At 43.9% G+C, this 19,078-nt stretch carries 17 protein-coding genes; 6 read left to right on the forward strand and 11 right to left on the reverse strand.

Annotated elements, in window-relative coordinates; all coding sequences use genetic code 11:
- Positions 1–245: 245 nt before the first annotated feature.
- Positions 246–1,793, reverse strand: coding sequence for a DUF3360 family protein (locus AC6R16_RS08535; RefSeq protein ID WP_500641863.1), 1,548 nt, complete (start codon positions 1,791–1,793; stop codon positions 246–248).
- Positions 1,794–2,463: 670 nt separating this feature from the next.
- Here AC6R16_RS08535 and AC6R16_RS08540 point away from each other — a divergent pair.
- The 4 genes from AC6R16_RS08540 to AC6R16_RS08555 all read left to right on the forward strand — a co-directional run bounded on the left by AC6R16_RS08540 (position 2,464) and on the right by AC6R16_RS08555 (position 5,584).
- The gene (locus tag AC6R16_RS08540) at positions 2,464–3,234 is read left to right on the forward strand and encodes an ABC transporter ATP-binding protein (RefSeq protein ID WP_272785268.1); all 771 of its coding nucleotides are present in this window, start codon (positions 2,464–2,466) and stop codon (positions 3,232–3,234) included.
- A 70-nt stretch (positions 3,235–3,304) separates the two neighbouring features.
- Positions 3,305–4,075, forward strand: a complete 771-nt coding sequence (locus AC6R16_RS08545; RefSeq protein ID WP_500641864.1) for an ABC transporter substrate-binding protein — start codon at positions 3,305–3,307, stop codon at positions 4,073–4,075.
- 87 nt (positions 4,076–4,162) lie between these two features.
- Positions 4,163–4,903 carry an ABC transporter permease gene (locus tag AC6R16_RS08550; RefSeq protein WP_500641865.1) on the forward strand — a complete coding sequence of 247 codons (741 nt, stop codon included), beginning with the start codon at positions 4,163–4,165 and terminating at the stop codon, positions 4,901–4,903.
- 3 nt (positions 4,904–4,906) lie between these two features.
- Positions 4,907–5,584 carry an ABC transporter permease gene (locus AC6R16_RS08555; protein WP_500641866.1) on the forward strand — a complete coding sequence of 226 codons (678 nt, stop codon included), beginning with the start codon at positions 4,907–4,909 and terminating at the stop codon, positions 5,582–5,584.
- A 73-nt stretch (positions 5,585–5,657) separates the two neighbouring features.
- On the opposite strand, the gene AC6R16_RS08560 is transcribed toward AC6R16_RS08555, so the two are convergent.
- Both AC6R16_RS08560 and AC6R16_RS08565 read right to left on the reverse strand, forming a co-directional pair.
- Positions 5,658–7,340, reverse strand: a complete 1,683-nt coding sequence (locus AC6R16_RS08560; RefSeq protein WP_500674130.1) for an aspartate:alanine antiporter — start codon at positions 7,338–7,340, stop codon at positions 5,658–5,660.
- A 189-nt stretch (positions 7,341–7,529) separates the two neighbouring features.
- Complete coding sequence (locus AC6R16_RS08565) at positions 7,530–7,796, reverse strand: GrxA family glutaredoxin (protein WP_004749003.1); 267 nt, start codon at positions 7,794–7,796, stop codon at positions 7,530–7,532.
- Positions 7,797–8,063: 267 nt separating this feature from the next.
- Between AC6R16_RS08565 and AC6R16_RS08570 the strand changes: the two genes are divergently transcribed.
- The gene (locus tag AC6R16_RS08570; RefSeq protein WP_500674131.1) at positions 8,064–9,314 is read left to right on the forward strand and encodes an iron-containing alcohol dehydrogenase; all 1,251 of its coding nucleotides are present in this window, start codon (positions 8,064–8,066) and stop codon (positions 9,312–9,314) included.
- A 55-nt stretch (positions 9,315–9,369) separates the two neighbouring features.
- Here AC6R16_RS08570 and AC6R16_RS08575 read toward each other — a convergent pair whose 3' ends face one another.
- The 5 genes from AC6R16_RS08575 to AC6R16_RS08595 all read right to left on the reverse strand — a co-directional run bounded on the left by AC6R16_RS08575 (position 9,370) and on the right by AC6R16_RS08595 (position 14,800).
- Positions 9,370–10,224 (reverse strand): MurR/RpiR family transcriptional regulator, encoded by an 855-nt coding sequence (locus AC6R16_RS08575; protein WP_004749005.1) that lies wholly within the window; start codon positions 10,222–10,224, stop codon positions 9,370–9,372.
- A gap of 293 nt (positions 10,225–10,517) precedes the next feature.
- Entirely contained in the window at positions 10,518–12,164 is a 1,647-nt protein-coding gene (gene panP / locus AC6R16_RS08580; RefSeq protein ID WP_500674132.1) for a pyridoxal-dependent aspartate 1-decarboxylase PanP, read from the reverse strand.
- 142 nt (positions 12,165–12,306) lie between these two features.
- Positions 12,307–12,819, reverse strand: a complete 513-nt coding sequence (locus AC6R16_RS08585) for a hypothetical protein (protein WP_500641870.1) — start codon at positions 12,817–12,819, stop codon at positions 12,307–12,309.
- A 116-nt stretch (positions 12,820–12,935) separates the two neighbouring features.
- Positions 12,936–13,841: a LysO family transporter gene (locus AC6R16_RS08590; RefSeq protein ID WP_500641871.1), complete on the reverse strand. Its 906-nt coding sequence runs from the start codon at positions 13,839–13,841 to the stop codon at positions 12,936–12,938.
- A 38-nt stretch (positions 13,842–13,879) separates the two neighbouring features.
- Positions 13,880–14,800, reverse strand: a complete 921-nt coding sequence (locus tag AC6R16_RS08595) for an HDOD domain-containing protein (protein ID WP_500641872.1) — start codon at positions 14,798–14,800, stop codon at positions 13,880–13,882.
- 355 nt (positions 14,801–15,155) lie between these two features.
- Between AC6R16_RS08595 and AC6R16_RS08600 the strand changes: the two genes are divergently transcribed.
- Positions 15,156–15,743, forward strand: coding sequence for a TfoX/Sxy family DNA transformation protein (locus AC6R16_RS08600; protein WP_500641873.1), 588 nt, complete (start codon positions 15,156–15,158; stop codon positions 15,741–15,743).
- 109 nt (positions 15,744–15,852) lie between these two features.
- Here the strand turns inward: AC6R16_RS08600 and AC6R16_RS08605 are convergent, their stop codons facing one another.
- From AC6R16_RS08605 to AC6R16_RS08615, 3 genes are all read right to left on the reverse strand, one after another.
- Complete coding sequence (locus tag AC6R16_RS08605; RefSeq protein ID WP_500674133.1) at positions 15,853–16,419, reverse strand: hypothetical protein; 567 nt, start codon at positions 16,417–16,419, stop codon at positions 15,853–15,855.
- A gap of 166 nt (positions 16,420–16,585) precedes the next feature.
- Positions 16,586–17,083 (reverse strand): response regulator, encoded by a 498-nt coding sequence (locus tag AC6R16_RS08610; protein WP_500674134.1) that lies wholly within the window; start codon positions 17,081–17,083, stop codon positions 16,586–16,588.
- The gene (locus AC6R16_RS08615; RefSeq protein ID WP_500674135.1) at positions 17,084–19,033 is read right to left on the reverse strand and encodes an ATP-binding protein; all 1,950 of its coding nucleotides are present in this window, start codon (positions 19,031–19,033) and stop codon (positions 17,084–17,086) included.
- Between the last annotated feature and the right edge of the window lie 45 nt (positions 19,034–19,078).

The raw sequence follows: 19,078 nt of genomic DNA on the forward strand, positions 1-19,078 counted from the left end.
ACACTCTTATGAATAACAATATGTATAGTCTTTAAAATCGATCAACGAAAGGACACAAAACTATAAATATTGTCACTACTTTTTATATGGTGAACGATTAACTTGGTTTCAAGGATAAACTAAAAAAATTTTGCAAACCTTAAACTAAATCAATAAATCGTCCCTTATCCAAAGTTTTTTTTAGTATTTCTGAATTTATTAAAAAAAAGTTGAGAGCCCGAATTGGACTCTCAACTTTATGTTGATTATAGGAATGCAGGGATGCCGTATTGGCCTTCAAGCATGCCTACCGCTAGCATTGCTACTAGACAGATGACAAGTACGCCAACTGGAATCACGATTTTATCAACAAACGATAGGCGCGCTGCACGCTCTTTATCGCCAATCAGACCATTGTTATCCAGTAACATAGTCAGTGCCCAAGCAAGAACCGGGTTCACAACTGCAGAACCGAAGATACAGATACCAGCCGCTTGTGAGTCTTTTGAGTCTTTAACCATCTGCATACCAGCTTCAAGTAGAGGAAGCGATACACCAACCAGTAGAGCGACGCGCATTACTGGCGGCCATACTGCGATATCCATCGGGAACCCAAGGATAGCGATGATCATAACCAATAGACCAAGAAGGATAGCACCCGCTGGGATAGGACGTTTCGCGATCGCTGCTGGGATCATGTATGTACCCCAAGATGACGTGATGTTACCACCACCGACTGCTGTACCGACCATTTGACGGATTGAACACATAGTCATTGTGTCATCAACGTCCATTAGTACTTTTTCAGTCTTTTTAGGGTAGTTCAGCTCTTGGAAGATACGGTGACCTAAGAAGTCTGGAGACCACATTGCTACCGCAAGAATCGCAAATGGAAGTGACGCAATAAAGTGTTCTACATTTGGCAGACCTAACATCCAGCCTTCTTCAGTGCTGCCCCACCAGTAAACAGGGTTTAGGTTAGGTAGACCTGTTTCAGTTACGAATTTGATGTCAAAACCAGCGCCTAGAACTAGAGCAATCGCCAGACCGGTAAATGCACAAACAGGGATAGCCAACCAACGCTTGTTCACTTTCGCTAAGAATGCGTACAGAGCGATAGTGACCGCAAGAACGATAAGACCAACATAACCCATGCTGCCAGCAGCTACGGTGTCAGATTGTAAGCCGACTGCCCAAGACTGAATGGAGTTGATTTGGCTCATTGTGCCTGTTAAACCAAGGAATATGAGCAAGCCGCCTGCGGTGCCCTGTGAGGTTAGGTTAACTAGCTTAGAGCCACCTTTGAGGAAGCTAAGTAGTAGACCGAAAATACCGATTAAGATCGCCAATGCAAGAGGGTGGGCACCAGCGAGAGCAATGGTACCAATAAGAGGGATCATTGGGCCGTGGTTACCGGCAAGGTTTGCTTTAGGGTTAATGAAACCAGAAGCTAGAACACAGAATAGCAGCGCAGGAATTAGCATCTCTACACGAGCTACTTCAATCGCAAATTCCTTACCTAGGTTGATATGATCCCAAGCGGCAGTTAGCCCCTCAGCCCAAGACATCATTACCGCAGAGTACATTGCGATAATACCGATAGTACCTGCCAATGCTGGAACTAGGTCTTCAAGCTCGAAACGGAAGTCGCGACCAGGAAGGTTCAAACCAAAGCGACGTGGCTTCATGATTTGCAGTTCGTGGTCTAGATAGTCTGAACGGCTTTCAAACTCAGAAGCTGGGCGATGCAGCTCTTGATAGCTCTTATTTTCGATATCCGAATCAGAGTGCGGTTTATTGACTGCGTCTGACATAGATTCCTCATATTCTAAAAAGTTAATGATTCTTCAAAGAGTGACCCGATTATTATTCTGTGTCGGTCACTCCGCAAAACCCGGCGTAGCTTCCTGCCTTTGATTCCCGGCCTACCTCATGTAGCGTGCACTTGATGTGCTATAGCATAGAGGATTAAAAGACAAAAAGTACGACTATTGAGGCTTTTATCTTTGACGCGAGTTTAACGTGCTAACCCTTAAGAGTGATTGATTTAGATCACTTTATGAAAGGTTGTGAAAGAAAACTACACAACATTTGCTGGTCAGCTTGGCAAGAGCGTATCTGATTGAAATTTAGTTTCATAATGTGAGTTTTATTAGCGTATTACAAAGAGTTAAATCGCGACCAATATCAAACTTGAGATGGTTTATTGAGATAGATCTTGTTTTTATAAAATTGTTAATTAATAGATTTGGTTTATTGTTTGGCTGGAGAAGTGTTTTATGCGAATTTTGAAGCTTTTTCGACTATTGAATGCATTATTAGTCATATAAAGTGGCTAGATATTGCTGATTTGTAGGTTAATAATTTGTTGCAAGTTGGGCGGGGTAGTGCTAGTTTGTATCGCAATGTGGGTGGAACCCAGCAGTCAACCAAAAGCATTTAAACGATGCAATTGGTCATAATAAATACAGGGAGTAAAAGCGCATGAAAGATGTACCAGCGCTGGACATAAAAGAACTGCACAAAACATTTGGACAAAATGAAGTTTTAAAGGGCATCTCGTTAGAAGCTCACAAAGGGGACGTCATTTCTATTATCGGTTCATCAGGTTCCGGTAAAAGTACCTTTCTTAGATGTATAAACCTTCTAGAAACGCCAACTGAAGGTGAAATTTGGGTTAACGGTGAGTTAATTCAAATGAAAAACAATCGCCAAGGTGAGGCGGTTCCTGCCAATGAAAAGCAAGTTCAACGCATCCGTTCGCGTTTGGCTATGGTTTTCCAAGGTTTTAACCTTTGGTCGCATATGACAGTGCTAGAAAACGTTATAGAAGCACCGGTTCATGTATTGGGCGTACCAAAAGCTCAAGCGATTGAAAATGCAGAGCTGCTGCTGAAAAAGGTTGGACTTTACGAGCGTAAAGATTACTACCCAGGCCATCTTTCAGGTGGTCAGCAGCAACGTGCCGCTATTGCCCGCGCGTTAGCGGTAGACCCTGAAGTTATGCTGTTTGATGAACCAACATCAGCACTTGACCCAGAGCTAGTTGGCGAAGTGCTTGGCGTTATGCGCGACTTGGCTGAAGAAGGTCGCACCATGCTGGTGGTAACACACGAAATGGCTTTCGCCCGTGACGTATCAAACCATGTGATGTTCCTGCATCAAGGTTTAGTGGAAGAGCAGGGTGACCCAGCTAAACTATTCACTAACCCAGACTCTGAGCGTCTACAGCAGTTTATCTCATCGATTTATTAATCACCGCTTAGCGGTAAACACAACAAACAATCAAGTTAAAAATAAGAATCACAATCACAGGAGTATGGAAATGAAAAAGTGGTTATTAGCAGCAACACTGGCAGCGACAGCAGTATCTGGCGTCGCACAAGCGAAAGAATGGAAAACAGTTCGCTTCGGTATTGAAGGCGCTTATCCTCCGTTTAGCTGGACAGAGGCTGACGGTTCTCTCAAAGGCTTTGATGTAGACATGGCAAATGCGCTTTGTACTGAAATGCAGGTGAAATGTAAGATTGTTGCTCAAGACTGGGATGGCATCATTCCTTCTCTGCTTGCGCGTAAGTATGACGCGATTATTGCAGCGATGTCGATTACTGAAGAGCGTAAAAAGAAAATTGACTTCACTGGCAAATACGCTCTTATCCCTAACAAATTTATCGCCAAGAAAGGCGCTGGTTTAGACTTTGATAACCTTGCAGGTCAAAAAATTGCGGTACAGCGCGCAACAACTCATGACAAATACCTAACAGACAACTACGGTGACAAAGTAGAAATCGTTCGCTACGGTTCTTTTGACGAAGCTTACCTAGATCTTGCTAATGGTCGCGTTGCAGCCGTTTTAGGTGATGCTTCAGCATTGGAAGAAGGCGTACTTAACAAAGCTGGTGGCGAAGCATACGAGTTTGTTGGTCCGTCACTAACCGATCCTAAGTGGTTCGGTGAAGGTTTTGGTATTGCCGTACGTAAGCAAGACAAAGACCTAACTAAGAAGCTAGACGCAGCTATCCTTTCTCTACGTGAAAAAGGTGTTTACCAAGACATCGCTGCTAAATACTTCAACTACGACGTTTACGGTCAGTAATCGTTGCTAAGCGACCGTTGGTTCTTGTTCCTAGGAGTAGTAGCCAACGGTCGAATTTTATAAAGTTTAGGGATCAGGAACTTACCTATGCTGGATCTACAAGGATATGAAGCCTCGATATTAAAAGGGGCCGTAGTGACCATCGAAGTCGCGCTATTATCGCTACTGTTAGCGATGATTTTAGGCATGCTAGGTGCATTAGCTAAAATGGCCCCATATCGCTGGGCTAGAGCAATCGCGACGCTTTATACCACAGTTATTCGTGGTATCCCCGACTTAGTCCTCATGATGTTAATTTTCTTTGGTGGACAAATTCTTCTTAACAACAGTTTGTATTCCATCAACGAAACATTGAATGAATGGTTTGCCTCAAGCGATCCTAATCATGAGTGGACCTCGTATTTACCCGATTATATTGACGTCAGCCCATTTGTAGCGGGCGTACTCACCATTGGCTTCATTTTTGGCGCATATATGGCAGAGACTTTCCGTGGTGCGATAATGGCGGTCGACAAAGGTGAGCTGGAAGCCGCAAAAGCATACGGCATGAGTTCAGTGCTAGCGTTTCGTCGAATTTTGTTACCCCAAATGATTCGTCATGCGCTGCCAGGCTTTGGTAACAACTGGCTAGTTCTTTTAAAAACAACAGCGCTTGTTTCAATTATCGGTCTTGAAGACATGGTACGTATGAGCTCGCTAGCAGCAGGCTCTACCAAGATGCCATTTACCTTCTACATGGCTGTGGCAATTATCTTCTTATTCTTTACCAGTGTATCGACAGGGTTCCTGAAAATGGTAGAGCGCAAATTCAGTATTCATGCGAGGTAAAGAATGGACTTTTCACTTATTTTAGAAAGCTTCCCGATTTATCTAGATGGCTTGTGGACGACCACGTGGTTAGTCGGATTGGCGCTTATTATTGGATTAGTTGTCGCTATCCCACTTGGTGTGGCGCGCAATAGCCACAACTATTTATTGAATGGTCCGAGCTGGGCATTTATCTACTTTTTCCGTGGTACGCCGTTGCTCGTGCAGCTGTATCTGATTTATTACGGTATGGATCAGTTCTTCCCTGTGAAGGATACCTTATGGGAAAACGCTTGGTTCTGTGCGTTAGTCGCGTTCGTACTCAACACTTCCGCTTATACCGCGGAAATTATTCGCGGTGCTATCAACGGTTTACCTAAAGGTGAAGTGGAAGCTGCAAAAGCCTATGGCATGAGTACATTTAAAACCTATCGACGCATTATTTTGCCAAGTGCATTGCGCCGTGCACTTCCAGCGTACAGTAATGAAGTTATCTTTATGCTCCACGGTAGTGCTGTGGCGGGTATCGTAACTATTGTTGATCTAACAGGCGCTGCACGCCTAGTTAACTCTCGCTACTACGCGCCATTTGAATCATTCCTCACGGCTGGTCTGTTCTACATGGCATTGACGTTCATTATTCTTGCTTGCTTTAAGTTCGCAGAAAAGCGTTTCTTAGCTTACCTCAGACCGCTGAGCTAACAGAGTTCAACATGACAAACACAGAAAAGGCTTCCAATCGGAAGCCTTTTTCATGGGTATCTGTTTTATGAGCTTAGCTAAGAATGATGAGGATCGTACCAGCTAAAGTCATCAATATATTAGCGATGGCGTATGTACCCGCATAACCGAGAGCTGGGATGGTTGATTTAGCGTAGTCGTTAACAATATCCATGGCTGGGGCACAGGTGCGTGCACCAATGATTGCGCCAAATAGCAGTGCTCTGTTCATTTTCAGTAGGTAGGCTCCAACTAAGTATGCCACCACAACAGGCACCACACTGATCACGAACGAAAGGCCAATTACCTGCAAGCCAACTTGAGAGAGATGCTCAAACATCTTGCCACCCGCACTCAGCCCGATACCAACCATAAAGAACATTAAGCCCAGGTCTTTGACCATGTTTAGCGCCCCCTGAGGAACATAGCCGAATGTAGGGTGGTTGGCGCGTAAAAAGCCCAGCGTAATTCCAGATAGCAAAAGTCCTACTGCATTACCAAGTCCGAAGGAGACTTGACCAAACGTCATGGTAATCAAACCGAACATAATGCCGAGGATGAAGAAACTACAAAAAGCAAGTAAGTCTGCCATTTGGCTATGGATCGAAATAAAACCAATTTTTTCCGCAAGACCATGGACGCGACTCTTTTCACCACTGACCTGTAGGATGTCGCCCTTAGCGAGAACAATGTCTAGATCCATTGGCATTTCGATTTGAGCGCGAACTACACGGTTCAAGAAACAGCCGTATTCAGATAGGTTAAGATCTGACAGGCGCTTTCCAGCGATAGAGTCACTCTTTACGACGATTTCTTCTTCGACAACGCGTAGGTCAAGGAGGTTACGGTCAAAGACCTCTTTACCGTTTCGAAAGCTAGGGTCAAGACGTGCGTGACTATCAGGGAAACCAACCAGTGCGATTTCGTCACCTTGCTGCAAAATCGCGTCGCCGTCAGGATGGGCAAGAATACCATTGCGTCGAATGCGCTCAATATAGCACCCTGTCTGACGGTAAATACCGAGTTCGCGTAAGTTTTTGCCATCAATCCAATCGATCAGCTCTTGACCTACTCGGTATGCGCGAATGATAGGTAGGTAAACTTTACGTTGTCCTGAACTACCCAGTCCGCGTTCTTGTGCGATTTGCTGGGCAGAGTCTGATAGATTTTGCTTTTGCAGCTTTGGAAGAAGTTTGGCGAACATAATCATACTGATCAGGCCAATCAAATACGCCATCGCATAACCAACGGAGAGGTTTTCGATTACTTGGTTAAAGTCCATATTACGTGGCGTAGTGGCAAGCCCAGAGTTCAGTGCATCTTGCGCACCTACCAGTACGGGCGTCGAGGTTAACGCACCAGCCATCATACCGGCTGATAAACCAAAATCTAAGCCCATATAGTGGCTGGCATAATAGGTAATACAAAGCGCGGTAGAGAGCACCACCAAGCTTAAGATGAAGTAGTGCTTACCGTCGCGGAAAAAAATACCAAAAAAGTTTGGACCAGCTTCGATACCAACGCAGTAGATAAACAGCATAAAGCCGATAGTAAGTGCTTCGGCATTAAAGCTAAAACCAAGATGACCCATCACGAGCGAGGTGATTAATACTCCGATGGAGTTACCTAACTGCAAGTTGCCAAAGCGAATTTTACCGATGCCTAAGCCGATCGCTAGTACAACGAAAATGAGAAGAATAGGGTTTTGTTCGAGCAAGTGTACGACGTCAATGTTCACGGGCAATTCTTGTGTTGGTGCCGGGGAATAGGTTAAGTGTGCGAATTGTATCTGAATATTGCAAAAAGATAAGTGAAAATTTTTATAATTTACTATTAGCTGACTTAGGCAATGCAGTGAGTAAATTTGTTTAAATTCAGACACAAAAAAGCCGCTTATTCATAAGCGGCTCTTAAAGGTTCTTGGCGATTACGCGTCAAATAGACCTAGATGTTCTTTTGCATAAGCTTCGAAATCATCACAGCCACCGATGTGGTCTTGGTCAATGAAAATCTGAGGAACAGTTTCTACAGGCTTACCTACAGTTTTCTCTAGGTCCGCTTTAGAAATTCCTTCTGCATGAATGTCTACGTAGCGGTAGTTGAAATCATCGCGTTTAGCTTTTAGTGTTTCAGCGTGCTCTTTTGCACGAACACAGTAAGGACAAGCTGGGCGACCAAAGATAACTACGAACATATTCTCTTTCTCCTGTATTTTGTTAAGTGCAACTATGCCCGAATCATTGGCGGAAATAAAGGGTGATTTGCCTCTTGTTCTGATAGGTAATTCCTATTGAACAAAAAGTATCCTTTCACGCTGTCAATAATGCTATCAGTTTGTGCTGCAAGTCGAGAAAGCCCTATAAAAATAAAGGCTTTTGCCGACAAGTTGCACTATGTCATGTTTATTTCGTTTGATTCCGTGCAAGCTTAATATTCGGTTGTCACAGGGAGTGTGTTGAGTATGTTCCAGTTTATGACCTCGACTCGAATTATTTTCGGTGAAGGTGCATTACAATCCTCGTTATCCGTTATCAACCAGTATGGTTACAGTGTCCTTCTTGTTACTGGCAAAAATACCGACCGCGCTTCACCAATCCTCCACTACATTAAACAGCAAAATATGCGCTATCAACACGTCGCGATAAGTGGTGAACCTAACATTACCATGATCGAAGAAACGGCATTGGTTGGTCGCAAGTTTAAACCCGATATGGTCATTGCCATGGGTGGAGGGAGTGTCCTAGATATGGGCAAAGCGCTGGCTGCTGTCATCCCTAATCAAGGTGATGTCTATGATTATGTTGAGGTGGTTGGGCGTAACGTACCGCTTAAGTCTAAGCCGATTCCATTTATTGCCATTCCAACCACCGCAAGTACCGGTTCTGAAGTCACGCGTAATGCCGTGCTTCGTTCCGGTCAAGATCAAGTTAAAGTTAGCCTGCGCAGTCCGGATATGCTCGCCGATGTAGCGATCATTGATCCCACATTAACTTATGGTACGGATAAGTCTACATCTGGACGCGGAGCTATGGATGCGTTCACCCATTTAATGGAAGCGTATGTGTGTGGCGATCCCAACCCGTTAACTGACATGATTTGTGAAGAGGGATTACGTAGGCTTAGTCAGTCGATACTTCCCGCTTGTTTACAAGATGATTATAAAGCGAGAGCAGATATCTCGTTTGCTGCCATGCTGGGTGGCATGGCGATAACAAATGCGAAATTGGGCGCAGCCCACGGGCTCGCCTCTGCTTTGGGTGGCAAGCTTGATGCTCCGCATAGTGTCATTACAGGCAGACTGGCGCCGTTTGTGATGACTGAAAACATTAAAGCTGCAAAACGGGCAGGAAGAGGAGATGTGTTGCATCGATACTCTAAGGTAGCCCAAATCTTAACTGGAAGGGTTAATGCTTGCCGCGACGATGCTATCTTATGGGTCAATATGATGTTAGAGAAACTGGCATTGCCCAAACTTGATAGTTTCGGCATATGTACGACCTCTTTCGAAGAAGTTGCTGATGACGCGCTTAAGTCTGTTGCGATAAAAGGTAACCCATTGCCACTGACCAAAGAGCGATTAACTTATATCTTACGCCAAGTTTGTCAGTGTCAAGATAGCTGTAATATCGGTGAAAGTCGTAAGGCAGAATCAAACGCGAGAGTGATTTCACTGGGTGACAAGAAAGATCAGGGCAGCTTTCAAGACAGCTGATAGCTTGTTAATAAAAGTAGAAAAGCAAAAACGGAGCACTGAGTGCTCCGTTTTATTAGAATTGCGACAGCTTGTCGTAACGGGAGTCTTTTAAGACGTCTTTAACACGCTTCAGGTTCTCTCTAAATCCTGTACCGCGGCGTAGAGTAAAGCCTGTTGCTAGAACGTCAATAACCGTCATTTGAACGACACGGCTCGCCATAGGCATGTAAACGTCCGTATCTTCCGGTACATCGAGTGAGATAGATAACGAACTTGCTTTATCCAAAGGAGAGTCTTTAGCGGTGATCGCAATGACAGTCGCACCGTTCTCTCGAGCTAGATTAGCAATCTCTACTTGGCTTTTAGTACGACCAGTATGAGAGATTAGAACTATCACGTCATTGTCTGTACAGTTAATACAGCTCATGCGCTGCATTACGATATCTTCAAAGCAAGTAATTGGAATATTAAAGCGAATGAACTTATTTTGCGCATCTTTCGCTACAGCAGACGAAGCACCTAGGCCAAAGAAAGAGATACGCTTAGCTTGTGTAAGCAAATCGACGGCACGATTAACCTGCATAGGGTCTAAGCTGTTCTTTGCCACATCCAAACACGCCATCGTTGATTCAAAAATCTTATGGGTGTAAGCATCAGGACCGTCATCTTCTTCAACGTTGCGGTTAACGTAAGGGGTACCATTAGCCAAACTTTGGGCAAGATGAAGTTTAAAGTCTGGAAAACCTTTGGTGTCCAAACGACGACAGAAGCGGTTAACAGTTGGCTCACTTACATCAGCCATTTTTGCCAGTGTAGCAATACTAGAATGGATAGCAGTTTGTGGCGATGCCATGATCACTTCAGCGACCTTACGCTCAGACTTGCTAAAATTTTCTAGGTTTTTTTGAATTTTTTCTAATGTGTTCATAGTGTTCACGAGGGTATAGAGAACAACTCACTGGATATACCCGAATATTAATGATGGGGAACAAAGCGTTACCCAAAAAGGTAAGTGCAATCCAGCGCCATGGAACCAGTATAAACCTAAGCAAAAGGTTTGCGGGAACTTTTCTACGAGGCAATTGGCTATTATATGACAAGCCTCAAACAAAATTTTGTCTAAACTACAGAAATAGCGGTTCTGCGGTTGGAAATTTCATTCTTGCGGCTCGTCTTGATAGAGAAATTACACTTTTCTAGAAATAAAATTTCAGTTTATAGCTAATGAGCAAGGATACGCTCTGATAAGCTCTCAATTCTTGCCATAAGCTTAGGTGCTTGCTTAGCAATTTCTCTTTGCTCTTCCAACACGGCACTTAGAATATCGCAACCAGTCAAAGGGTTAGCCAACACAACGCGGAATACAATGGTATTCAATCGGTCCCACTTTTCAGGGTTTAAGCGGGTACGAGAGACAAAAGATTTACCCGTTTCACGTTGACGCTTCTGAATGAACTTGGTCAGTTCGTTAAGTAACTCATTAAGTTCTTGAGTTTGTTTACCTGTCGAACGTTCGAGTGCGATACGAATATTTTCCGGAAGGTAGCGATAGGTTAGGAGGCAAAGCTCTGGTTCGGAGACCAGTTCAAAGTCAGGTTGTTGTTCAATGTGGTTAGCAAAGAACTTAGCCTTCTCGATGCTTTGATCGATCAGCAACTCGTAGCCAGGACGACTGATAATATGCATTGCCGCATATACCAACATTGCCATTCCTGAACGAGAGCCTTCAAGAGTATGGCTACCTAAATCTTTCGAACCTTTGCGCAGAATATATTGCGCATGATGCTCAATCGACTTCATGGCATCAGGTTGTTTGAACAACACCATACCTGCACCCATTGGAATATAGAGCTGTTTGTGTGCATCGATAGTGACAGAGTCTGCAAGCTCAACACCATCGAGTAGATGTCGATAGTTATTAGACATTAGCGTCGCACCACCCCATGCCGCATCAACGTGGAAGTGACAATCTTCCCTTTGGCAAATCTTAGCGATTTCTTTGAGTGGATCGATGCTGCCTGTTTCTGTCGTGCCCGCCACACCAATCACTGCAAATGGCTTGATGTTTTGCGCTTTAAGCTCTGTGATACGCTCTTGTAAAGATTGCGGGCAAATTCGATTGTTGCTGTCTGTTTTTACCGCTACCAAGCCTTCTTGACCAATGCCTAGCACATCTGCCGCTTTCTTAAGGGAGTAGTGGCCGCGCTCAGAAACTAATACAGCTAACCCTTCGTAGCCGTAGTGCTTCATTGCTTTGAATAAGCCTTCTTTTTCTACACCTTTGAACTCGCCTGTGGCTCTCAGTGCGTTATTTCGAGCAACCCAAAGCGCTGTGATGTTGGCGATGGTTCCGCCGGAGCAGAATGCGCCCAATGAGTGGTTAGCACTGTGCATCCATTGGTTGTAAAAGGTGTCGTTTTCACCGTAGATTAAGCGATGCAACATACCTAATACTTGACGTTCAAGTGGCGTGAAAGCTTTTGAGGTCTCTATCTTTACCAAGTTTTGGTTGAGAGCGATCATGATTTTCGACAGCGGCATTAAGAAATAAGGCAGTGCTGAAGTCATATGACCAATAAAACTTGGCGCAGAGGTATGAACGGAATGGGAGACTAATGTATCGAGTAGATGCTGCGTATGATCTGATACGAATTCAGGTTGCTCTGGAATCGACGCATGAGAAAAGTCTTTTTCGATATCGCGTAGCGGTTTTTCTTCTGCCACGATATGTTCGCGCAAAAACTTATTTAAGTTGCGCGATAGCTTCTCTTCGATCTTAGTTAGCGTTGAGTCTGGTCCTTCTGGGACGGTGAAGATTCGGAGTAAACTCTCGAAACTCACGTCAGCCGTTTTATGTTCCGATGTCATACAGCTACATTGCTCTAATCATTTTTATTGCAGCGGGACAATCTAAACGAAAACGGGAACAAAGTCCCGTCTTAATTATCGAATCTTAGATTTTACCGGGCAGAAGTTGGTCGAAAAGTTAATGCCCCTACAAGCCTTGTGTTTACTTGCAGCTGATAGCTTCAAGGTCTTTGATTGATGCATTGTAGCGTTTTAATGCGGCATCGATCTTGGTCGGATGGCTGAGAAGGTCTGCAAATGCAGAGCGAAGCTCATAGTTTTTGTCATGCGGTTTAGCTTGACGATCACCGAAGGTTACCTTGGCTAATTGACCCAATTCGTCGCTGCGAGAGGCGAGAACCTTAATGTCTTTTTGCTCTAGTTGCAGCCAAGCTTCTACCGGCTGGTTGGTCGCAACTTTTGCTGGATCTTGCTCTAGATAGTAGTGAACTGCTGCACGATTAAGTTCGAAATGATTTTTACGACCCTCTAGGAACCACTTGCTTACTTCTTTTAGCTCTGGGTATTGCTCCGAAGTTAGCGTTGATAAATCTTCGTACCAGTGCAGAGAGGCATCAATGTAAGCGTCGTATTTTTTTGATAGGCAAGCATTGTCAGCAGCGGCCGCAAAGGTTGAGGTTGCAGCTAGCAGCATTGCAACGATAGTGCGTTTCATAGTGATTCCTTTTAAAGCTAATTCTTATAGTTTCTAATTATCTAATTTAGCGTTCGCTAAATTTGTTGGGCTTGTAAGCGCATAATATAGAGCTTTTGAATGACAATTCCTGCGATCTAGCCTGCAAGAGAGACAAAGAACAACATTAAAACAGGAACGAGCAAGCTCAATATGAAACCGCTAACAATGGCTATAGGGACACAACGGACCCCGCCTGTGGTTTGAATGACAGGTAGGGTAAAGTCCATCGCAGTCGCGCCAGCATAACCGATAGAAGTACATGGCTTAGTACGGATAAAGAGAGGGATAAGCACCAATGCAACCAACTCTCTCAGTAACTCGATCATAAAAGAGGCACCGCCATAAACAGGGCCGAAAGCATCACCCATCAAGATGCCTGCTAATGAATACCAACCAAAGCCAGAAGCCATTGCCAAGCCACGATACACATCGATATCTAAAATAAGGGCAGAGACAATGCCACCAAGTAGTGAACTAGCGATGATCACAATAGAAATGACCATTCCATGTTTGTTAAGTAGGATTTGACGCAGTGTGAGACCACTGTTGCGTAGCTGGATGCCAATAAAAAACAGTAGTAGGAACAAAATCCACTCGCTGGCAGTATCTACCCAGCTGAGATCAAAGGGCACCAATAATCCAACAATCAGACCACCTCCGACGACTAGGATCAGCTTTGCCGACTCCATTGCCATTTCAGATAATGGCAATTTGGTATTGCTGGCATCGGTTTTTATCGGTAGCCATTTATCTATGAAAGGGAGCACGGCAAGGTTGGCAAGACTCAAGCAAACAAAGAAGACAGCCGTTGTCTTGAGGATCAATTGCAGATTCTGACCCAGATTATCAAGTGCGGCTAAGCTCAAACCCATCAAGGCTAAAATCACATAGATTAGGTTTGATGTGGTTGAGTTTATAGTGTTGAGTAGAGCTTTTTTAGATATAGAAATAAAATACCCCACGACAAGTGGGGCAAAGATAAATAACATCCCTGAAAACATGGTACTTCCTGTCTAGGGTCTGAAGTTCCTATTTGAATTTACAGACCACTCGCGCTTATAAGTTCATCTATCTGTGCATTGAACTCAATATCACTTAAATTACTGAGTTTGTACAGTATATCTGCGCCTGTAATGTCAAATTCTACCGTATGTTCAGTGATCTGTTCATCTTGGCGTCGGAACATTAGGATGTGATTCGCGATGCGTGCTACGTCAAGGTAGCTTACTGACACATCTATATTGTCAATAACCTGATTGCAGGCTACTGCAAGGAAGTCGTTGTCAAACCCCCAACTTTCTAGCACAAGCTTGCTTGCGTTCGAGCACTGACGCTCAAAAATTTGGAAGGCAATTTCTTCGTTGAGATAGTTACCCTGTTCCAAATAGTTGTGGTACTCATTCACAATACAGAACAGACCGATATCGGCTAGCAGGCCTGTTAGTAGTGCTTTATCGGTTTCCAGGTGATTGTAACTTGGCGAGCCCGATTCTTTAAAGCCTCGTACTACCAACACCATAGTGGCAGCCAACTCGCGAGAATTCATTGCACTTTGAACCAGAACTTGATTACAGGATTGGCTCAGATTAACGGAATGCTTTAGTTGCTCTATTGCTTGGGCGGTGACAATGTCTCTTACCCTTAGAATGCCGAGTCGAGACACCGCGGTGACGAGATCGGTACAAGTGATATTGCGACGATTAAAAATGACGGAGTTTGCTACGCGAATGACGATAGCCGCAAGACCAGGATCTTCAAGCAAACTGTCTGCTACGTCAGAAACCGTTGTTGTGTCTTGGGTACAAAGCTGTTGAATCTTTAGTACTACGTCAGAAATCGGAGGGAGTGAGATAGTACGTGACTTGATTGAGTGTTCAATCAAAGTTGAAAACTCAGATTCAATACCTTTGAGTAAAAGCTCGCCGTTTTCAGGCAGCCAATAGAAAGATAAGTGGTTCATATACACTATAAGGTTATGCTACTCCTGACAGTGTAACGTCTTACACCATATATTAGCAAACAATTGATATTAGTTATTGATAATTCGCGCAGCATTTTATCTCGTTATTTTAGATAGTTTGCAATTTAGTTAATATATTAACTTGTGATAATCTTCACGATATGAGACCGATTGAGTGTCATTGGTGTGACAAATGCACAGACTTATTTTGTTTCGTTAACTATCATTCTTAGTACTTGTTATCAATCGAGCTAAAAAATTACTAATAACATAGTTTGGTTGAGTTTTATTTTTTTCGCTTATTACTGCTGCTATCTGGTGATCATAACTAATCGGGGTATTTGATTAAGGATCAATGGATATGACAGAGCAACAATTTATTCAATACGTACAAAAGTTTGGCGACTTTCAAAAGCGATCCATGTTTGGTGGTACTGGGTTGTTTAGAGACGAAGCGATGTTCGCGCTACTGAGTGCAGACAAAATATTCATCAGAGGTGGAGAGGCATTAGATGAAACGCTTAACCAGCTAGGTTGTGAGAAATATCGTCATGTTAAAAAACAAACTACGGCGACGGTAAATTATTACGATATAACCCAGCTTTTTTCGAGCCAACATCAGCGACTGAGTGAGTTAGTAGAACAATCAATAAATTTTTCCGTATCACAACGTCAGTTTAAGCGCTCATCGGCGAATAGACGACTGCGTGATCTACCTAATATGCAGCTGACCTTAGAGCGCATGGTAAAAAAGGCAGGGGTAGAGGATGTGGATACCTTTTTAGAACTCGGTGCGCCTGCAGTATTTTCGAGAGTGAAGCAGGCTTATGGCAGCGATGTCGATGTAAAACTGCTTTGGAAGTTTGCTGGTGCAATTGAAGGTATTCACTGGAAGCTTATTCAAGAGCCGCGTAAACGCCAACTATTGGCGAGTTGCCACTAAATCTCTAATCGCTTCGGAGTTAAAATAAGAGGCGAACTGCTCAAATGCAAAAGGATTTGCAATAAAAAACCGAGGTACTCACCTCGGTTTTTTCGAATCTTGGACTCGATTAGAATTTAAATCGAGTTGTGAACATCAGTTGGTCACCGTAGAAGTCGTTAATTCGAGCTTCAGCACCAAGAGAGAATAGCTCAGTTGAGTGGAAACGCGCGTAGGCGGAGCCAGCCCATTCTTTCTTGTTGTCGATAGAAATGTAGCTACCTTTACCACCAACTTCTAACTGAGGACCAAGCCATTGACGAACGCCAAGGTTTAGCTCCATTCCCGTTTCTGTACCTCGGTCTAAGCCGAAACGGCTTTCGTTACCCGTATCAACCAGACGTACAAGCATCTCACCGGTGAAATCTGCCCAGTTGTTGATTGGCGCATGGAAGCCAAAGCCGGCTGCTGCGTCGTAATCGCCTTCGAATTCAGAATCGACGCGACCGATAACATGTGCGTTAGGGTGGATAGACTTACTCATCGCGGCACCAAAGGTGACTGGGCTAGCACCGATTCGAGCTTCTACGTAGTCATAGTTAAAGTTACTCATTACCGCCGGGCTATTCGGATCAGTTTGAGCAAATGTTTGACCAGATGCTAGCACTAGGGCTGCAGCTAAGATTGTTTTACGCATATGGACGATAAACCTATATCTTGTTAATTTCCTTGGTCTTAAGCGACATTAGCGCCATGACGTTAGTTACGACATGATAATGCATCATAGCAATAGTCACTATAAAAATGTCATTGTTTTGTCGTTAATTATTGATTTAAGCAATTCATATGCCAAATGTGGTTAATTACTCGCCGTAATAGAGTCGATTTTTCGCCATGGCTTCAAATACTCGTTCTGTTTCTAATGCTGATGCCCAAGGCATTAAGTCCGGCTCGTGTTGTATCATGTAAGTGGTAAGTTGGTTTTTTAACACTTGGCGCAGTTCATCACCTTGCCAAGGTTTCGCGATATAGAAATCGAGACTTGAATGATTAACTGCTTCCACAGTGTCTTCCAGCCCTGCTTGCCCGGTAAGAAGTAGTTTTCTCGTTGGCTTTGTTGACTCATCTTGATTCAGTTCGATCAGAAATTGGATTCCGGTTTGTTCAGGCATAATGTGGTCACAGAGAATCAGCGCCAACTTTACGTCTTCCTGCAGAGATTCAGCAATCAGTTCTTTCGCTTCTTGAACGGACTCTGCGGCTTCAACAATGAAGTGCTCTTCAAAACAATCAAGATCTTGCATTACGCTGTCTAACACTTCTCGCTCATCATCGACACATAAAATAAGGTATTTGTTCATTTAGAGCTCCTTGACGATTGGTGGTACTTGGCGAAAGGGCAGCCAAACTGACATCTTAGTAAATTGACCAACCACCGAGTCAACATCAATCTGCCCTCCATGTTGGTGGACAATTTGTTGACACACTGACAGGCCAATTCCCAAACCAAAGTTGCCTTCTTTCTTGGTGGTAAAATTAAGGGTAAACATTTGTTGTTGAGTCGCAGGTGAAATACCGCAACCATTATCCGTAAAAGACACCACAACCCAATCAGTTCCACAGCGTGATAGCTTTTGGGTTTGTATCTTTAGCTTCCCTTTGTCAGGAAAAGCATCGATAGCATTGGAAATGAGATTGGTCCAAACTTGTTGCAAAGCGATAGGTTGGCACTGTATTTGGGGGATGTCTTGATAGAGGCGCTCAACCGCATGAAACTTCAGACGGTTTTCAAAAATGACTAGCGTATCTTCTATGCCTTCATGAATATCGACTAGGTGAAGCTTCTCGTCATCGGGGCGAGAATAACCTTTAAGGCTCTTAACCATATCGGCGATGCGCCCGGCGCAGACGTTGATTGACCGCAGTGTGGCGCCTGCCAAATAATAATCCTCTAAGCGTTCAAGTGATTGCTGGGCTTGCACCGGTTGACTTATCGCAAGTTCTATCCATTTTATGTCGGTTTCGAGCCCTAGTTTGACCAGCTTCTTCGCTACTCGACGGTCTTGTATCTGTTCGTCCAAGTTTTTAGTGAGTTCGCGTTCTTTAGCGGTAGAGCGAGGCCTCTGGTTGAGGCCTTCCTTGAGAACTGATATGCCTTCTAAACCAACTTCTTGTATTGATCGATCATCTACCAGATGTTGGATTTTATTGGTGAGCGTTTCTGTACCTCTTAGGATGGCAGCAATCGGATTATTGAGCTCATGTGCTACCCCCGCAACGAGTTGACCGAGCATCGCCATTTTCTCTCGTTCTATGAGTTGTTGATGAGCGGATTCGAGTGATTCAAGCGTTTTCTGTAGCTCTAGCTTAGTGTTGATACTGCGTTGGAGACGTCGGTTAAAATGTCTCAGCAACAAGTTAGTGAACAGAGGGAGTAGTGTCATATTGGAGTGCATGACTTTAGAGAAGACTTCTCTATCTAGCTTTATTACCTCAGTTTGTGAAAGCGTTACCGCAGTAGAAAAAGAAGGTTCACCTGTCACAAACGACATCCCGCCAACAATATTACCTTGAGTATGCCTCACCACCTCGCGTTGCATGCCTACATCGTCTTTTTTATAAAGCGCCACTTCTCCCTTTGTTATAAACCAAAGAAATTGGTTTTCTTCGCCTTCGATGGTAAGCAAATGGTCAGGAGAGTAGGTACGACAAGCCTGGGTCTCATCTTCTTGTGCAAAAAAATCGAGTAGTGCAGTAGTCACTTTTTCTGCAAGCTCCTGATCAGACAGGCTGTGATGATCAGAAATAAATCCTTCACGATAGCTTCGCATCTTTTGTTCAATATGAGCTCGAAGTAAACGGTGTTGGTCGAGTACTTGGCTATAGGAAAGTAAGTTCTCTTTATCATTTTCGAGGATGAAAGTCGTGAGCTCTTTTTGCGCCGTTTTATGCACTAAATTATCTTGTAAGGGCTTGGTTAGACAGTGATCTAAACGGCCTTCGTTCACCGCGGACAAAATAGCTTGAATGTCTTGGCCGCAACTTATCAGAACTTTTCTGGCACTTTGGGTATGGGTATTTCTGTCGAGTTGAACCAGAAAATCCGCACCATTGAAGTTTTCATGATGACTGGCAATGACTAAAGCAACAGTCTGCTTTTGTTCAAAGCAATACTCTAGCGCGGCGTGCGCATCTTCGATGCTATCTGCCGTATGTAGGTCGAATTTGGGTGAAAGCGGGCTTAGCTCTCGCCTAAGCTGTTCTACGCTTATTGGGTTGTTATCTAAACAGATTACAGAGAATGGATTCACGACTAGGCTACAATTTAAACATCAACACTTTCTACTCTACCAAGG

It is taken from the genome of Vibrio sp. R10-SG3-ISO10, assembly GCF_059834185.1.